11 protein-coding genes are annotated in these 16,504 nt (G+C 46.5%); 5 read left to right on the top strand and 6 right to left on the bottom strand.

What is annotated here, in order from left to right:
• The first annotated feature begins 1 nt into the window (after position 1).
• The 4 genes from Q4Q50_RS08125 (at position 2) to Q4Q50_RS08110 (ending at position 4,605) form a co-directional block, all read left to right on the top strand.
• Entirely contained in the window at positions 2-721 is a 720-nt protein-coding gene (locus Q4Q50_RS08125) for an LrgB family protein (RefSeq protein WP_311899000.1), read from the top strand.
• 177 nt (positions 722-898) lie between these two features.
• Positions 899-1,390 (top strand): GNAT family N-acetyltransferase, encoded by a 492-nt coding sequence (locus tag Q4Q50_RS08120; protein ID WP_259483545.1) that lies wholly within the window; start codon positions 899-901, stop codon positions 1,388-1,390.
• A 395-nt stretch (positions 1,391-1,785) separates the two neighbouring features.
• Positions 1,786-2,751 carry a D-alanyl-D-alanine endopeptidase gene (gene pbpG, locus Q4Q50_RS08115; RefSeq protein ID WP_220592148.1) on the top strand — a complete coding sequence of 322 codons (966 nt, stop codon included), beginning with the start codon at positions 1,786-1,788 and terminating at the stop codon, positions 2,749-2,751.
• A gap of 192 nt (positions 2,752-2,943) precedes the next feature.
• Positions 2,944-4,605, top strand: a complete 1,662-nt coding sequence (locus Q4Q50_RS08110; RefSeq protein ID WP_311898999.1) for a rhomboid family intramembrane serine protease — start codon at positions 2,944-2,946, stop codon at positions 4,603-4,605.
• 29 nt (positions 4,606-4,634) lie between these two features.
• Here Q4Q50_RS08110 and Q4Q50_RS08105 read toward each other — a convergent pair whose 3' ends face one another.
• The 6 genes from Q4Q50_RS08105 to Q4Q50_RS08080 form a co-directional block, all read right to left on the bottom strand.
• Complete coding sequence (locus Q4Q50_RS08105; RefSeq protein WP_259483547.1) at positions 4,635-5,732, bottom strand: calcium:cation antiporter; 1,098 nt, start codon at positions 5,730-5,732, stop codon at positions 4,635-4,637.
• Positions 5,733-5,874: 142 nt separating this feature from the next.
• On the bottom strand, positions 5,875-8,187 hold the full coding sequence (locus tag Q4Q50_RS08100; protein ID WP_311898998.1) for a toxin-antitoxin system YwqK family antitoxin: 2,313 nt from the start codon (positions 8,185-8,187) through the stop codon (positions 5,875-5,877).
• 127 nt (positions 8,188-8,314) lie between these two features.
• Positions 8,315-10,030 (bottom strand): toxin-antitoxin system YwqK family antitoxin, encoded by a 1,716-nt coding sequence (locus Q4Q50_RS08095; RefSeq protein WP_311898997.1) that lies wholly within the window; start codon positions 10,028-10,030, stop codon positions 8,315-8,317.
• A gap of 12 nt (positions 10,031-10,042) precedes the next feature.
• Positions 10,043-12,340, bottom strand: coding sequence for a hypothetical protein (locus tag Q4Q50_RS08090; protein WP_311898996.1), 2,298 nt, complete (start codon positions 12,338-12,340; stop codon positions 10,043-10,045).
• A 350-nt stretch (positions 12,341-12,690) separates the two neighbouring features.
• Complete coding sequence (locus Q4Q50_RS08085) at positions 12,691-13,899, bottom strand: NupC/NupG family nucleoside CNT transporter (protein WP_311898995.1); 1,209 nt, start codon at positions 13,897-13,899, stop codon at positions 12,691-12,693.
• A 325-nt stretch (positions 13,900-14,224) separates the two neighbouring features.
• Entirely contained in the window at positions 14,225-15,172 is a 948-nt protein-coding gene (locus Q4Q50_RS08080) for a LysR family transcriptional regulator (protein WP_126491273.1), read from the bottom strand.
• Between the two features lie 220 nt (positions 15,173-15,392).
• Between Q4Q50_RS08080 and Q4Q50_RS08075 the strand changes: the two genes are divergently transcribed.
• On the top strand, positions 15,393-16,376 hold the full coding sequence (locus Q4Q50_RS08075; protein ID WP_311898994.1) for a dienelactone hydrolase family protein: 984 nt from the start codon (positions 15,393-15,395) through the stop codon (positions 16,374-16,376).
• Positions 16,377-16,504 lie beyond the last annotated feature (128 nt).

The raw sequence follows: 16,504 nt of genomic DNA, 5'->3' as shown, positions 1-16,504 counted from the left end.
TATGACTGACTCAAGAGTGATGGATTTTGTGTTGTCGCAGACCGGATTAGCCCTATTTAGTTTATTGCTGACGGTATTTTGTTACTTCGGCGCTAAGCGTCTCTATAAGTACCACAGAGTCTGGTGGTTAGCGCCCATAGTGTTGGCGCCGATAGTGATTACCTTATTGGTGTTTAATCTTAAGATCCCGCTGCCAACCTATTTTGAATACACCCATTGGTTGATGGCCATGTTGGCGCCCGCGACTATCGCCTTTGCTTTGCCGATTTATCGTGAGCGTAACTTGATCCGCCAATATCCGCTGACGATAGGGTTAGGTGTAACGGCCGGATTATTTCTGGGGATGATTTCTTCATGGTTGCTGGTGAAGTTTGTGCCTCTGCCGGTGGAATTGTCTAAGAGTTTGCTGGTGCGTTCGGTGTCGACGCCCTTTGCTATGGAGGCCACCAGTGCCTTTGGCGGCGTACCTGAGTTGACGGCCATGATGGTGTTAATCACAGGCGTGATTGGTATGTTGGTGTGCGAGCCGCTATTCAAATTTATGCGGATTCGTACTTCGTTAGGTAAAGGTGTGGCACTCGGCGCCTCGGCCCACGGTGCTGGCGCGGCAAAAGCCACTGAAATCGGCCAGCAAGAAGGCGTTATCGCCAGTTTGACGATGATTTTTATTGGTATCGCTATGGTGTTAGGCGCCCCCGTTTTTGCGTTGATTTTTATCTAGGTTTTGAATTTTATCGTGTGAGTTTTATGGCTTGAATTTACACACCTCAATTTTGGCAAATTTGCCTCTTCGGGCGCTAACACCTTCTCAGTTATGCGCCTTTTTTTTGCTTGTGACCCGTCCTAAATATGGCATGCTGTACCCAGTTGAAATACAAAGTATTCAGGATGATTGCAGATGTCTAATGAGCGAGATAAACCGTTAAAAACACAACAAAGCGTGAGTCTACGTCCGGTTGAAGAAACTGATCTTGAGGCGATTTTTGCCCATCAAAGCGATCCCATTGCTAACCAGCTTGCACAGTTTCCACCAAGGGATCGGGAAGCGTTTTTTAGGCATTGGCATGGGAATATTCTTGGGCAAGTCAATGTGCTAGCGAAGGCTATCGATTTCGATGGCAAGTTTGTGGGCAACATAGGCCATTGGCACAGTGACGGGCAAGCGCTGATAGGATATTGGATTGACCGTGATTACTGGGGCAAAGGCATCGCGACCCAAACCTTAGCGCAATTTTTGCCTTTAGTGAGTGCGAGGCCACTCTTTGCCGAAGTGGCTAAGCATAATCTGGCCTCCCAGCGAGTCCTCTTAAAACACGGGTTTGTGCTGACGGGTCAATTAATTCAAGAGAGCCAAGATACTGAAGCATTGCTCGAATTTGTTTTACGTTAGCTTATAACGGCTCAATCTCGGTATTTATGGCGTATGTTAATGCGTTTATACGCCATAAATCACATCTTCCAATCCTTAAAATCCCTGAACTGCAGCCGCTTTTGTTAAAAGTGTAAAAAGTCGTTCATTATTTTTATTGCCAATGATTCTACTGCCAAAACTCTCTTTTAAAGACGTAGTTGCTGTAGTAAGTCAAAAGACTGGATCTAGCCGCTTGATTATTCAAGATTAGTGACAGGTTAAGCTGGTTTTACATAAGAAAAATCGAGGAGAAACTGCTGATCTTGCAGATAAAAGTCTAATTGCATTCTATTTCTTTCACGGTAGAACTCCTATACTTAGCCAAACCTTGTGCCATAGCACAATCTATCCCTTATCTATTCAGTGAAATCTAAATGAAGATCCGTTTTCTGCTCAGTAGTTTTATCCTTGTATGCAGCAGTCTCACTGTTGCCGCGACAGCGCATTCAGCCGATTCGGCCTCTGTCACTACTAAACATGCCAACAAAAATGCACCCGCTAAAAAAGCACCTGCAAAACAGCAAGAAGTGGCATCGAGTAGCGCTATGGTGGTCGACCTTAAAACCAATGAAGTTTTATATTCGAGTAACCCTAATGCCGTGGTGCCCATCGCCTCAGTGACTAAGCTGATGACGGCCATGGTGACCTTAGATGCAAAGCTGGCGATGGACGAAAAGTTAGCGGTTAATATTAACGACACCAAAGAAATGCGCGGCGTATATTCTAGAGTGCGTATCGGCAGTGAAATTAGCCGTAAAGACATGTTATTGCTGACTTTAATGTCATCAGAAAACCGCGCAGCAGCGAGCCTTGCTCACCATTATCCTGGTGGTCATAAAGCCTTTATTAAAGCGATGAATGCCAAAGCTAAAGCACTGGGCATGAAGAATACCCGTTATGTTGAGCCGACGGGTTTGTCGTACAAAAACGTCTCTAGTGCTAGCGACCTGATTGTGCTGCTTAAGGCCAGTGAAGGTTATCCTATGCTAGGCCAATTGAGTTCGACCGAGAAAAAGACGGTCACCTTTGCTAAACCTAAATACAGCTTAGATTTTCGTAACACTAACCGTTTGGTTTATAAAGATAACTGGAATATCCATCTCACCAAAACTGGTTTTACTAACGAAGCGGGGCATTGCTTAGTGATGCGCACTGAAATGGCAAAACGCCAAGTGGCCTTTGTAGTGCTCGATGCCTACGGTAAATATACCCATATTGCCGATGCAAACCGTTTACGTAACTGGTTAGAGACAGGCAAAGTCACCCCGATCCCTGCCGAAGCTAAGCAATATAAGAAACAGCGTAGCCAGCAGCAATTAGCTAAGTTGAGTGAGACCTAGGCTTTGACCTAGAAGTCGAGCAGGAGCATATCTCTTGCCTTAACGGCTTTATAAAGACTAAAAAACCAAAGGCCAGATGAGCAATCCATCTGGCTTTTGGCTTTTTTAATACTGTAAGTCCTTGATGATTTTTGGTAAATTCCCCGTGGTATTATTACCATAGTGATTGATGTACTCAAGGAAGAAATACGCGTGGCTGTTCTGCTAAAAAAACTTCAACTGATCTATTTTCCCTTCTTATTCATGAGCCTGTTATTTATCTCTGGCTACAGCTTAATCCATTGGCTGTTGTTGATTAAATTTGAGTTTTTTAGCTTAGATGAAGATCTGGTCAATTTGGGATTACCACTGATACTGTCATGGCTCTTGTTGGTTATTTTTCTGAGGCCAAGGCTAAAACTGCTGAAGTTTGTTAAGGATAATTCGCGCTTTTTCTATCTACTTTTCGCCGTGCAGCTCGTGGCTGTGCCTTGCATTATTGCGCAGGAGTATCTTAAAACAGCAACGGGTCAGTTAACCCAATTAGCATCGATCCAAGAATTGTATCTGCATAAAAAGACACAGTATTACCAGTTACAGCAAGCTTATATTGATAAGGCGCAAATTGGTGTGCAGCGAAAGATTGAGGTGACAGGAAAAGGTAACAGTCACTTGAATATGACGCTCTATATTGCGATGCCGATTTTTGCGAGTGGCGCCGATCGTCGCCGAACTTCTGTCTTAGCTTGGTATGGTAAAACTTATCAGCAGGAGATCAGTAATAGACTCGAACCCGATGAAAAAGAACAAGCATACAAGGCATTTTTGACTCAATCCCAACGTGAGTTTGATAAGTTTGACCCGCAAACGTTTGTTTACCTTGAACGATTAGCCCCTTCGTCTCTTAAGAGAGAGTTACTTAGCGCAGCGGAAAAAAGTCCGCTTTATCAAGCTGAATACCCAACGATTGTTATGCCGAAGTTTGAGCCATTTGAAGCCCGTAATGGCAATAAACTCGCTTGGATGCTGATTTGGTTTGTTGCAGGTGCTTTAATCTGGTTTGTGCTCTTGCTACGGGTGAAACTGGATGAAGAAGCGCTTAAAGCTGAAACAGTTACAAAGCGTTTGAATCATGCGGGCACAATCGCCGAGCTTAACGATTTTTTTGAAATGATACGGCCCAAGCCGGGTTTTATTGCAACTCCTATTCTGATGTATCTCAATGTTTTAGTGTTTATCCTTATGGCATGGTCAAGCCAACATTTTATTAATTTACAGGGTAGTTTCATGCTCGAATGGGGGGCTAACTTTCGACCTAAAGTGCTTGCAGGTGAGTGGTGGCGCTTAATCACGAGTACCTTTATCCATGGCGGTTTAGCCCACTTAGCGCTGAATCTTTACGGCTTGTTTTTTGTCGGCAGCTTTCTTGAACCTGTACTCGGTAAGTGGCGACTATTTTTGGCGTATTTGATCACTGGGGTATTGGCAAGTATTGCCAGTATCTGTTGGTATGATGCCACTGTGAGTGTCGGTGCATCGGGCGCCATTATGGGGCTATTAGGCATACTCGTGATTTGGGCTTGGAAAAAGATTTTCCCTCAGGATATCAACTGGATATTGAGTATTAATTTGGCATTTTTTGTGACCATAAGTCTGGTCGCAGGATTATTGGGTGGAGTGGACAATGCTGCCCATATTGGCGGATTGTTGAGTGGGTTAGTGTTGGGTTACCTTTCGCTGGACTTTGCTCGAGGTGCTCGAGGTGCTCGAGGTGCTCGAGGTGCTCGAGGTGCTCGAGGTGCTCAGGTGGCTCGAGGTGCTCGGAAGATTGAGGGCCATAGTCCAGCTAAAAAACGTAAGCCGAGACGCAAATAAGTCGCGCTCGGCTTTGGATTTAAGAAGATTTAGGCGTGTTCAAACATTAGGAATAAGTAAACGATAAACAGCACTATATGCGTCGCGCCATGCAGAGCATTGGTGCGACCGCTGCTGAAGCTGACCTTGCAGACCATTAAGCTGGTGATTAACAGCACCATGTCGGCGGGTGACAAGCCTAAATGCACTTCTTGATCTATCACGCTGCCAATAATTAAAACCGCTGGAACAGTAAGGGCAATCGTGGCGAGCACTGAGCCGAAATACAGATTCATCGCCCGCTGTAATTGATTGTTTAACGCCGCCTTAAATCCGCCCACCGCTTCGGGTGACAAGATCAAACAGGCCACGATAAAGCCACCTAATGCCTGCGGTGCGCCTAAGGTAGCGACACTGTAATTGATTGGCATGGCTAAGGTTTTTGCCAATAAGATCACCACTAGCAAGTAACCAATCAATAGCACGGTATGATAGGCATTACTGCGTAATATGCCGTGGTGTTCCTCGTGATCTTCATGGTCGGCATCGACAAAGAAATGACTGTGGCTCTTGGTTTGTACGACTAAAAATACGCCATAGAGCAGAATCGAAATAATGATCAGCATCCAAGACATGGCTTTAGACATGCTGCCAATAGTGCCGCCTTCGGTAAAATTGGGTAGCACTAAACAGAGTAAGGCGAGGGGAATAATGACGACCAGATAGGATTTTACGCCATCTAAATTAAAATGCTGGGTGTGGTAACGCCAGCCGCCAAGTAATAAGGTGAATCCCACTAAGCCATTGATAATCAACATGACCACGGCGAACATAGTGTCGCGCGCCATCACAGGGTTGGGTTCTCCCGTCAGCATCACTGAAGAGATCATCACCACTTCGAGTGATATTACCGATAGGGTTAAGATTAAAGTGCCATAGGGATCGCCAAGCTTAATCGCTAGCGCATCAGAGTGGCGCACCACTGAGAAGATGGCCCAAGTGACAACGCCCAATAGGGCGAGTGATACGGGAATATAGGTCGAAAGCGCAGTGCCATCGGCGAGTAGGCTATCGCCACCGGTTTTAAAGAATACTAAGGTCAGTATTCCCAGTAGCAGGGCGAACTCGTCTTTCATAAATGTCTTCATAGGCAGTTTGTCCAAAGCGAAAAAAAGGCCGTCAGTATAGACATTGGTTATGGCACACTTTGCATGAAACTTCTTTTAGATTTGGGGTTAAGGATAATTATTTGAGCTAGATCGCTTTTTAATCCTAAACCCCATTTCTAGGTTAGCCGTGGTGCTCGGTTTTAATCAGTTTGCCGAGTTGATCATAGTGATTCCAATCACCTGACTCTCGGTCACTGATGTAACTGCCTTCGGTGCGTTTTTCGCCATTAGGCCAAAAGCTTTGCCATAGACCTTCCTTACGATCCCTCAGATACGTGCCTTGCTCGGCTAACTTGCCATTATTGTGATAATAGCTGGCATCGCCTTCTTTTTGGCCTTTAACCCAAGTTTCAACGAGTTGTGGCTTACCGTTCTGGTGATATTGTTTAACCTGACCATCGAACGAGCCTTTGGCATATGTTGCCTCTAGTTTGAGTTGGCCGTTACTGTAGTACTCCTTCGATTGACCATGGTTTTGCCCGTCTAAAAATTCAGTGCTGGCCGCTTGCATCCCATCCTCAAACCAGCTTTCCCATAGTCCAGTTTGATTGCCTTTATCCATAGTGCCGCTGAGTTTTAGTTGGCCATTATTGGGATAATATTCGGCATACGGGCCTGTTTTATCATTTTTATCATAGGTTTCGGAGCGGTAAACCACTTGCTTAAAGCTGTAAAACTCCCTAACTCCGTGACGCTTGTTTTCCTGCCAATGGCTTTTTTGTTGGATATTCCCTTCTGGAATCGTGCCATAGGTAGGGTCTTTTTCTTCGTAGCGATAATCAATCCACAGACCCGTTTTTTGGTTGTCGAGATATTGCCCAGCAGCACGGCGACGTCCGTGGTAATACTCAATATAATCACCATTGAGTTTGCCATCGGCGAAGGTTTGCTCCCGTTGTTTTAGGCCTTCGCGGTACTGGATCCATAAGCCTTGTTTGTTGCCGTTTTGATATTCGCCTTCCTCATTAGGATCGCCATTGGCATACCAGCGGGCAAAATGGCCATCGAGCGGATAACGGCTGGCATCCTCCTTTTTCTTCGAGGCATAATGGGCGAGTTCGCGAGGTTTGCCATTGTCATAAAAGGATTCATATTGACCAACCCATTGACCGTTAATGCGTTTGCCCCGCTCATTAACAGTGCCATCCTCAAAGTAGGACTCTGATTTACCCGTCAGTTTACCTTCGACATATTCATCTAAGCTGCGCAGTTGACCGTTGCTATGGTAACGGCGTGATTCACCGTGTCGCTGCCCCTGTTGCCATTGCTCAGAAGATTGCAGTTTGCCTGCGCTATAGCGCTCAAATAGTCCATCTCGAATGCCCATGTCGTAGTGGCTTTTTTCGAGTAAATTACCTTCGGCATCATAACGCTCCGATGGTCCATGAAGCGGATATTGGCCATTTTCAGCTAGCGTTGAGTCTTGATAACTGCGCAGTTCCTTAAGTTGGCCATTGTCGTAGAAATACTTTTGCGTACCGGCAAGTTGGTTCTGCTTATAGTTGAGATCGCTGGTGAGGTTTCCTTCGGCATTAAAATATTGCTGCTGCCCATCTAAAGCGTCGTTAACATACTGTTCTTCAACTAGTAATTTACCCGCATCGTTAAATTGCTGACACTTGCCTTGGCGTTGCCCTGCCTTATATTGGCAGAGGCTAGCGAGTTCGCCATTGGGGTAAAACGTCCGTTCTTCACCATCGAGATGATTTAGATTGAACTGGCTGGCACTCGATTTAGTCCCGTCGTCGAAGAAGGTTTCCCACAATCCTTGGCGGCGGCCTTCGGCATCGAAGCGACCTGTCACAGAAACTTGCCCGTCGGGATTTTGCTCTAAATAGGGGCCGGAGAGTTGGTTGTTCGCATAGCTTTGGCTTTGGGATAAAGTACCGTTTTCATAGAAACTTTCCCATTTACCGTGGCGCAGGTTGTCGAGGTAGCTTTCTTGGGCTTGCAGTTTGCCACTGGCATAGAAGCGTTTTACCTGCTCTTTTTTACCGTCTTTATAGTGTGTTGTTTGGGTGAGCTGGCCGCTGCTGTTGTATTCCTTCCATTCGCCCGTGGGCACGCCTTTGGTAAATTGCTGCTCCTCTGTGACTGCACCACTTAAATCGAACAGTCGCCAAGTGCCATCTTGATAACCCTGCTGATAGTTTCCTTCGATAAGCTTGCTGTTATTGGTATGAAATACTTGCCATTTACCATTCGGTATCCCCTGGGAAAATTGCCCTAAGGTATATCCTTGGTTATCGCGGACTATGGCGATATCGCCATTTAAGGGCATGCCAGTGGCGAGATTGTAATAGCTGGGAATTCCGTCTTGCTGACGAATTTCGACCATCATGGAGGAGAGATTTTGCGCGGCCTGCGCATGGAGACTCACTATGCTAGCCCCTGCAATGGCGAGGCTAATCACGCGAAATGGGGTATTGAACATGCTGATTCCTTGTTCTGGGTCTTAAGGCCAAGGTATGTGCGGCCTATATAAGAATCCTAATTTTAAACTGCTTGGTTTATCTATTGCGCTGTGCACTTACATGCAGTGCACAGCGTCTAGGCTTAAGCTAAAACCGAGGGAAAACATCATCAGAAGTGACCACAGGGGGGGGCATTTCCTGATTTAAAAACTGGCCATGATTGTAGCTATTAATCACCCGTATCCAGCCATGATCCTTAAACTCGTATTGTTTACCATCAAGCCTGCCTAGTTCGTCATAATTGGCGATTTGGAGCACATAGTCTTCTGATGAGCGCAATTCCCAATGGCCGACTCGTTTACCTTGGTCGAAGCGACCATACCAATAGCGTCTTTCAGGGTTGGGTATTGGGCGGAAACCGTACTCACCATCGGTAAATATCCAATCGCCATCCTGTTGACCATTGCGGTACACGCCTTTTTCATACACTTGGCCATTATTGGCGTAACGTTGTACTAATCCATCAGGCTTGCCATGTTTAAAGTGAATAGACTCAAGCAACTGGCCTGAGTTGGTCTCGTTATGGTATTCACCGTGGAGCTCACCATTATCATCGTGGCTATAGGTGAGGGTGGCGTCGTCTTGAAATTTCTTCCAAGTGCCTGCTTGTTTATCCTTGGCATATTGACCTTGCTCTACTAGCTGAGTTTTCCCTGTGGCAGGCTCAATTTTTACCGTTTCATAGGCGCCTTCACGCTTACCCGCCTCATAATATTCGCGGGAGAGGGTGATGACATCGTTGTAGTCAAAGGACTTGAGCTGTAAACCATTCAATTGCTTATTGAGTCGCTCCTGGCGCTCGATTAACAAGCCTTTTTTGAAGGTTTCGGAGAGTGACCAGTTTTTGAGTTTGTCTTCTTCTTGAGTCTCAATCAATTGGCCATCGCGATAGCGCTGCTGTTTACGATAAACCCAGCTATTACCTTGGTATTTGCTGTCTGTGGTTTTTTTAATTTGCCCTTGTTCATCGTATTCGATAGCTTGGAGGACATCACCCTTATCGTTGGTCACTTCCTTTAATTTGAGTTGGCCATTTTCATAGTAAGCCAGTTGTTCACCGACCTTATAATCAGCTTGATATTGATAGTGGCGCTCGACCTTGCCATCCGGGAAGTATTCAAAATAATCCCCCTGTTTTTTATCTTTAACATAAGCTTGGGTCGAAAGCAGTTTACCAAAGCCCCAACTCGTTTCGTTGCCATGTTTGAGCCCATCTACCATGGGGATTTCGAGGTGTAAGTTGCCATTGTCAAAGTACTGGGTAACACAAGTACCACTGTTGCAGACCTTGTCCCTAAGATTTCCATCCCTATCAAAGTGTTCGCTCATGCCGACCTTTTTGCCATTTTTAATGGTGGTCTTCATGCTGATTTGACCGTTGATATGGTAGAAAATTTGCTCACCTTCGCGTTGATTGTTAACGAATTGACAGTCACAATCGAGCGAGCCATCTTCTTTGTAGATTTTGACTAGCCCTTGGCGTTGGCCTTGTTTATCAAAATGGCCTTCTTCCTGTAGCTTGCCACTGCTAAAACGGAACTGATAGGGACCATGTAGTTGTCCGTCGGTGAAATTGTGGCCCGTTGCCATGCCGCTAAAGTGCATGACCTCGGTATTGAGATAATAGAGCTCAACTTTAAACTGGCCGTCTTTGACTTCAACGGGTTGTTTTAAATAAAAACTGGCTGCTTTTTTATTTTTTACTGGTTCCCAGCTTTCATCCAGCAAAATGAAATCAGCACTCACTTGGGTGCTAATAAATAACAGTGCTCCAAGGAGCCGTTTTACTGTAAATATACGCATAACCGCTCCTTTTTATGGCAAAGGTTTAAAGGTGAATTCATAGGGGATATCGACGGGCTCTTTGGCGATCGTCATATAACTCACCTTGGCGGCGGGGCCTGCAATACTCAAATAGCGACCATCGACCAGCACCTCGTTTATCCGCTGCTCAGTATTTTCGGGGAGTCGAATGGTTAACAGATTGCCTTGGGCATCTTCGACCTTAAAGTAATTTTTAAGATCGCTACTTGGCTCATTGTCATATCCGGTTTGCGTCAGCCAAGACTCTAAATCGATTAACCAAGGGCGGTCGGTTACAGCCAGTTCTAAAGGCTGCCAATGGATATCACCTTGGCAACGGATCTTACCCTTGATCTGTTTATCGTAGAAAAACTGCCGCACGCGGTCTGGGGTCATCAAACTATAGGCTGCCCCGTTTGGGGCGTTGGGATCAAACTGCCAAGTGACGGGATTTTTACCCTCATTAAAACCTTGATCTATTTCAGGTTTGCAGGCGGTTGCCAAGGCAGCTGACATGGGAATATACAGATTATGACCATTGTCAGTTACAGGTTTTATCCCTTGGATCGTATTGAACTCATTTTTTGCAGCATCTAGCGCCGGATTGATAAAGCTACCTAGGCCAGCGTTGCCAAACTCGGTGGGAGGATTAGCCAGATTTTTGTTGTAGTCGCTAAATTGTACAAAGCGGATCGTCTTGGTTTGAGTTAACTCCGGCTGGGGTTGTTGCTCAATTAACATCAGGGTTTTAGGAATTTCATCCAGCTTGAGTAACAGTGCGTTGCTGGTGAGGTGATGGCTCTCATCGGCTCCAATCAATTGCTCTAGCAGTTCCTTTTCTGTCGCCGTTAGCCAAGAGGGATAATTACCTTCGCGACGGGCCTCAGCCATCATGCCTTTAAATTGTTGGAAAGGCAGATTAATACTCTGATCCTCACTCTGCTTTGACACGACTTTAAACAGTTTAGCTTCGGCATCGAGCACTTGGATTGTTAGGTTGGCATCGCCAACCGTGTAAGGCGTTGCCAGCAGTTCATCCCACGACTTTTCGACGATCTTATTCGTCTGTGGGATAAGCGTTAGCTTGGCAGTAATATGGTCTATCTGTTTGAGTTTATTCGCTGTGTTATCCCAACCTGTAGCAATAATATCGGTTGAGGATTCAATCGAGGGATTATAATTCCTCGCCCAACCTTTACCGTGCTGCCAGAAGTGAATGTCAATCGGTTTGCCGTTAGCATCATAGGCGGTTAAGTCTTCATAACGCACATCGGCTTCCACATATTGCGGACTCATATTGTGGACAAAGCGCAATTGCAGATCTTCAGGGGTATCAGTGCCCCAAGGGCCAAGATTATCTAAAATACCTTGTTGATCAGGTAATAAGGATTGAATAAATACCTTGTTATTGGGGCGATATTCCTGCGCTACATCGCTAATGCGGTACAGCTCCTTTTGCCTATCATCCCTATCGCGCTCAGCATCAAAGCTATCATCGGCATGCCAAAGCGTGCTCATGATGTAAGGGCGATCCTTAGGTGTCATAACGGTTCGGTGGGTGAAGGTACGCCCTTGGCGCTCTTCCCGTTGAAAAAACGCCATGCTCTCTAACCAACCAGTTTTGCGGTTAACTTCGAACTTGCCATAGGCCTTATACTTGTCTTTCTCCCCTTGTAATACGGCGATCAGCTTATCTTCACTGACCTGCTCAACCGTCCAAGTTAAGCGCGCATCCATGGGGGCTTTGATGCTATAACCGACGCTAGGCTCAAGCGCCACAGGCAAGGTTGGGGCTTGTTTAAACAAGTTATTAAGATTTTGCCAGCGCTCAAATAACTCCTTGATATCTTTTTGATCCATCTTGGCAATGGGAGTCAGTTCGCGGACTTCACCATTGTTAAATTCCACATTAAAGCCATCTTTAACCAACTGAACGATTTCATTGGACTTGCCTTTGGGGTCAATATTGCTCACCGGGATCGGCATGCCATAATCGCTAATTTGCAGCAGGTTAGGTTGGATAAAAAAGCGGGCGTTATGGGTTAACGGTGTGGTTAAGCTGGCCGTCTTACCCTCTGCATCTTGTAATTGGTAATCCAGCAGTAATCGTGCCTGCAACACCTTGCGAGTTTCGAAACCATCGTTGAGGCTTATGGTGGAAATAATCTGATACTCGCGATCTGTGGGTATATTCGTCGTAACCGATTCTGAGGACGTCGTTGAGTCATCGCAGGCGGTTAACAAGAGTGTGATACTTGCCACTGTCAGTGCGATTGCGGCGTGAACTGCCTTGTATTTCCCTGTGGCCATTTGTGCTCCCTTGGCTACGCATGTTATTGAAATGTAAATATATTAATCTTGGTTTGGCGACATTATACACAAAAACTATCTGAGGCAATAAAACGACGTCATCAAAATGTGAGCTTAAAAGGCGAGCAAGCAAGGTAAAGAGACTGTCCGTACTTATTTGTTTACGACGAGGTTTAGGTCAGCCTTGCGGCAGTAAAGACGAGCTTAAGCGGATGATTAAGCGGGGCATAAAACAAAACCCAAACCAAGGCGTGCTTGATTTGGGTTTACGCTGGGATCCGCTTTTTCTATTTCGATGCTCGAGATCAGTGATTGATACTCGAGGACAGAAACCTGTTATCGAAAACAAGCTACAGCGAGAGGATCACGCTGGCGATTGCTGCACTCATGAGGTTAGCAAATACACCGGCGGCAATGGCGCGAAAACCATTACGGGCGATAAATTCGCGGCGCTCTGGCACCATGCTACCCAGTCCACCGATCAAAATTGCCATGGTTGAAATGTTCGCAAAACCACACAGGGCAAAAGTGACAACTGCCTGAGAATGGGCACTCAGTTGGTATTCTACTTTCATTAACTGGATAAAGGCAACAAACTCATTGACCACGATTTTTTGGCCAATAAGCGAGCCCGCAGTAATGGCTTCATGCCAAGGAATACCCAGCAGCCACGCCATAGGCGCGAACAGATAACCGAGCAAGAATTCGAAGCTTAACTGGTAACCGAACCATTCACCCACAGCGCCTAACATGCCGTTCAGCAGGGCGATAACGCTGACAAAAGCCAGTAGCGTGGCACCGATCCCCACAGAAATCCGCATGCCAGACATAGCGCCATCGGCTAAGGCTTCAACCACATTGGTGGCGCGTGGCAGTTCGACTGAGGTGATTTCATCTGAGTTGTTTTTGTCATTTTCGTTGGGTGGCATGAGGATTTTTGCCATCAACAGACCCGCAGGTGCTGACATAAAGGCTGCGGCAATCAAATAGTTAAGATCGACACCTAAAGCGGCATATCCCACTAATGTACCGCCCGCGACTGAGGCTAAACCACAGCTCATGACCGCGAAGAATTGCGAATCGCTCATGTGCTTTAAATAGGGTTTGATCACCAGTGGCGCTTCAATCATGCCGACGAAGATATTCGCCGTGGCAGATAAAGACTCGGCGCGGCCCGTGCCCAATAAACGCTGCAGACCACCACCAATAATGTTGATCACCTTAGGCATAAGACCAATATGGTATAGAGCTGAAATCAGCGCCGAGAAGAAGATGATGATACCTAACACATTGATCGCAAATACGAAGCCGACTTTACCCGTGGCGAGATCGCCAAACAGGAAACCAATCCCTTCGTTGCCATAGGCTATCACGCTCGACACGCCCGCCGTAACAGATTGCAATACGGCCTTACCCGCAGGGACGTAGAGCACTAACAGGGCAAATATAATTTGTAAGCCTAGGGCTAAAATCACAGTGCGGTAGGGAATGTTCTTGCGGTTCACTGACAGTAACCAAGCAAAAAACAAGATGCTAATCATGCCTAATATCGCGGTCATAATGGGTTTATTCTTTTGAGTGATAGAAGAAGTCGCGCATTGTAGGCCGAGTCAGCGTAAGGGCAAGTCGAGGGCGTTACTGGGCTGTTACGATAAAAGCGTAGAAAATAGCAACAGTTTAAGTTGCTGTTTATGCAGGATAATAAAAACGATTTTGGCTACTGTTGCCCAGAGGAAATAATATTTGTGTCTGCGGCAATAATAGAAATCACGCCACAGACGACTTTAGGCTGGTGCAGTCGTCTGTGCTGGTTTGAAATGCAGCTTAAGTGGCTGTAGTTTAAATGACAGTAGCTTAAGTGACTGTAGTTTAAATGACAGTAGCTTAAGTGACAGTCTTACCTAACCAAGGTTTGAGCTTTTTATCCCAGTAGGGCGGGTGGCCGATATGGGACTTTAAACATTCGATAATCACTTTGTACTTAGTCGGTAAATGGCGCCGCCTTGGGTAAACCACATAAACGGGCATCTGTTGCAGCGGTTTCCAATCGGGTAAGAGTTGGATGAGCTTGCCGCTTTGAAATTCATCACTGAGTAAATACGTGGCCACATAGCCTATGCCTCGCCCTGCAATCACGGCATTACGCACGGCTTCGGCTAAGTCGACACGGTAATTGCCTGCCACATTGACGGTTTGCTCAAGGTCATCCTTAGCAAAACTCCAGCGATCATAATTACGGCTTTTACTTTGATAGATAACACAATTGTGCTGAGCTAACTCCCGTGGATGGTGCGGGATGCCGTGCTTGAGCAAATAATCGGGGGAGGCAACCACCACAAAGTTAGTCTCGGCGAGGTGCTGGGCGATATAACCTTCGTTCAGCTGTTCATGGTTAGTGATCCACAGATCGAGGCCTTCCTCTAGCATGTCGGCCTTATGGTCGAACAGGCTCAGCTCAAATCGTAATTCGGGATACTTTTCCTGCAACACTTCCAGCGCGGGGATGATGTGTAAGGTGCCAAAGGATTGAGAGGAACCTAGGCGAATCGTGCCGCTAATGTCGTCGCGGGCATCCAGCATCATGGCATCGGCATTTTGCGTTGCTTCAAACACTTGCTCACAATAACGCGCGAATTGCTGGCCAGCGTCAGTTAACACTAAGGTGCGAGTAGTGCGTTGCACTAACAGTAAGTTCAGCTCGGCTTCCAACGCGCCAATTTGTTTGCTGACATAGGAGGTCGAGGTTTTTAACTTAGCTGCCGCTTGGGTAAAACTGCCACTGGTCACCAGAGTGTGAAATATCACCATCTGGCTAGCTCTATGTTGTATCACGCCAAGCCCTCTAGAATCTAAATCGCTATTTTAAGCTAGCCTAGCCCTAACCGACAGCCGTTTGTGCCAATCGTGTGTTATTTCAAACCAAGCTTACAAAACAGCACACGTTAAAGTCAGTTGCCCTAAGTACGATTCTTCCTTTACTCTTTAGTTAAATCTTAACACCCACAAGCTAGGGAAGTGACCTGTGGTTAGCTTGTTCAACGGAGGAATAACGATGACACAGCAAGACAAGCAAGCCGTAGCAGAAACAAGCCAGATGAGTGTTCAGAAAGTACAACCGATACCGCAGGAAGCCTTTGACTGGTATGACGAATATGCCCACGGCATTATCGATCGCCGTGAGTTTATGGGGCGGCTCGCAGGACTGGTGGCGCTAGGGTTTACCTTGACAACGCTCACGGGTGCACTGATGCCCAATTACGCCTTCGCCGAACAAGTGTCGTTTAATGACCCCAGTATTCAAGCCAGTTATGTGAAGTTTCCTTCGCCCAATGGTTACGGTGAAGGGCGCGGCTACTTAGTCATGCCCGATGAGTTATTGCTCGCGGGCAGTGCCGCAGGAGAGCCGAAAACCTTAGATCCCAGTAAAAAAGCCGCAGTGGTATTGGTGGTGCATGAGAACCGTGGCCTGAATCCCTATATCGAAGATGTGGCTCGCCGCTTAGCCGCGCAGGGGTATATCGCCTTCGCCCCCGATGCGCTTTATTCCCTTGGTGGTTATCCGGGCAATGACGATGCGGGCCGCGCCATGCAAAGCAGTTTAGACAGAGCCAAAATCGAGCAAGATTTTATCGCTGCTGCGCAGTTTTTAAAATCCCATCCTCAAAGCAATGGCAAACTCGGTGCCGTGGGTTTTTGCTTTGGCGGCTATATCGTCAATATGCTCGCCGCGACCATTCCCGATGAGCTTAATGCTGGTGTACCTTTCTATGGCACGCCAGCCGCAGTGGAACTGCGTAGCCGCGTTAAAGGTCCACTTATGTTGCAGTTTGCTGGGCTCGATCAGCGGGTAAACGACACTTGGGCCGAGTACGAAACTCAGCTAAAAGCCAACAAAGCCGATTATGTCGCTTATCTTTACCCGAATGTGAATCACGGTTTTCATAACGACTCCACTGGCCGATACGATAAAGCTACCGCCGAGCTCGCATGGGCGCGCAGCTTAGCCTTCTTCGATAATCGACTGCGTGGTGAGTAAAGCTCGGTTCACTCTGATCCCGCTTATTCTGATTAAGTCGATGAGTGACCGATTCTCGCGCTCTATATTAATCAAGCAAAAGCCGACGCTAGCGTCGGCTTTTAGCTTAAATCTCCCAAATACTTATG

Origin of the sequence: Shewanella scandinavica (assembly GCF_031932065.1) — a bacterium.
GTDB lineage: Bacteria > Pseudomonadota > Gammaproteobacteria > Enterobacterales > Shewanellaceae > Shewanella > Shewanella baltica.
Note: the sequence above shows the minus strand (reverse complement) of the source record. Positions and strands in the feature narration are given on the sequence as shown.

Excerpts from the sequence above, each read along its gene's own strand:
- Q4Q50_RS08100 (WP_311898998.1), bottom strand. The coding sequence starts at position 8,187 with ATGTTCAATACCCCATTTCGCGTGATTAGCCTCGCCATTGCAGGGGCT.
- Q4Q50_RS08090 (WP_311898996.1), bottom strand. The coding sequence starts at position 12,340 with ATGGCCACAGGGAAATACAAGGCAGTTCACGCCGCAATCGCACTGACA.
- Q4Q50_RS08125 (WP_311899000.1), top strand. The coding sequence starts at position 2 with ATGACTGACTCAAGAGTGATGGATTTTGTGTTGTCGCAGACCGGATTA.
- Q4Q50_RS08105 (WP_259483547.1), bottom strand. The coding sequence starts at position 5,732 with ATGAAGACATTTATGAAAGACGAGTTCGCCCTGCTACTGGGAATACTG.
- Q4Q50_RS08120 (WP_259483545.1), top strand. The coding sequence starts at position 899 with ATGTCTAATGAGCGAGATAAACCGTTAAAAACACAACAAAGCGTGAGT.
- Q4Q50_RS08075 (WP_311898994.1), top strand. The coding sequence starts at position 15,393 with ATGACACAGCAAGACAAGCAAGCCGTAGCAGAAACAAGCCAGATGAGT.
- pbpG (WP_220592148.1), top strand. The coding sequence starts at position 1,786 with ATGAAGATCCGTTTTCTGCTCAGTAGTTTTATCCTTGTATGCAGCAGT.
- Q4Q50_RS08085 (WP_311898995.1), bottom strand. The coding sequence starts at position 13,899 with ATGACCGCGATATTAGGCATGATTAGCATCTTGTTTTTTGCTTGGTTA.
- Q4Q50_RS08095 (WP_311898997.1), bottom strand. The coding sequence starts at position 10,030 with ATGCGTATATTTACAGTAAAACGGCTCCTTGGAGCACTGTTATTTATT.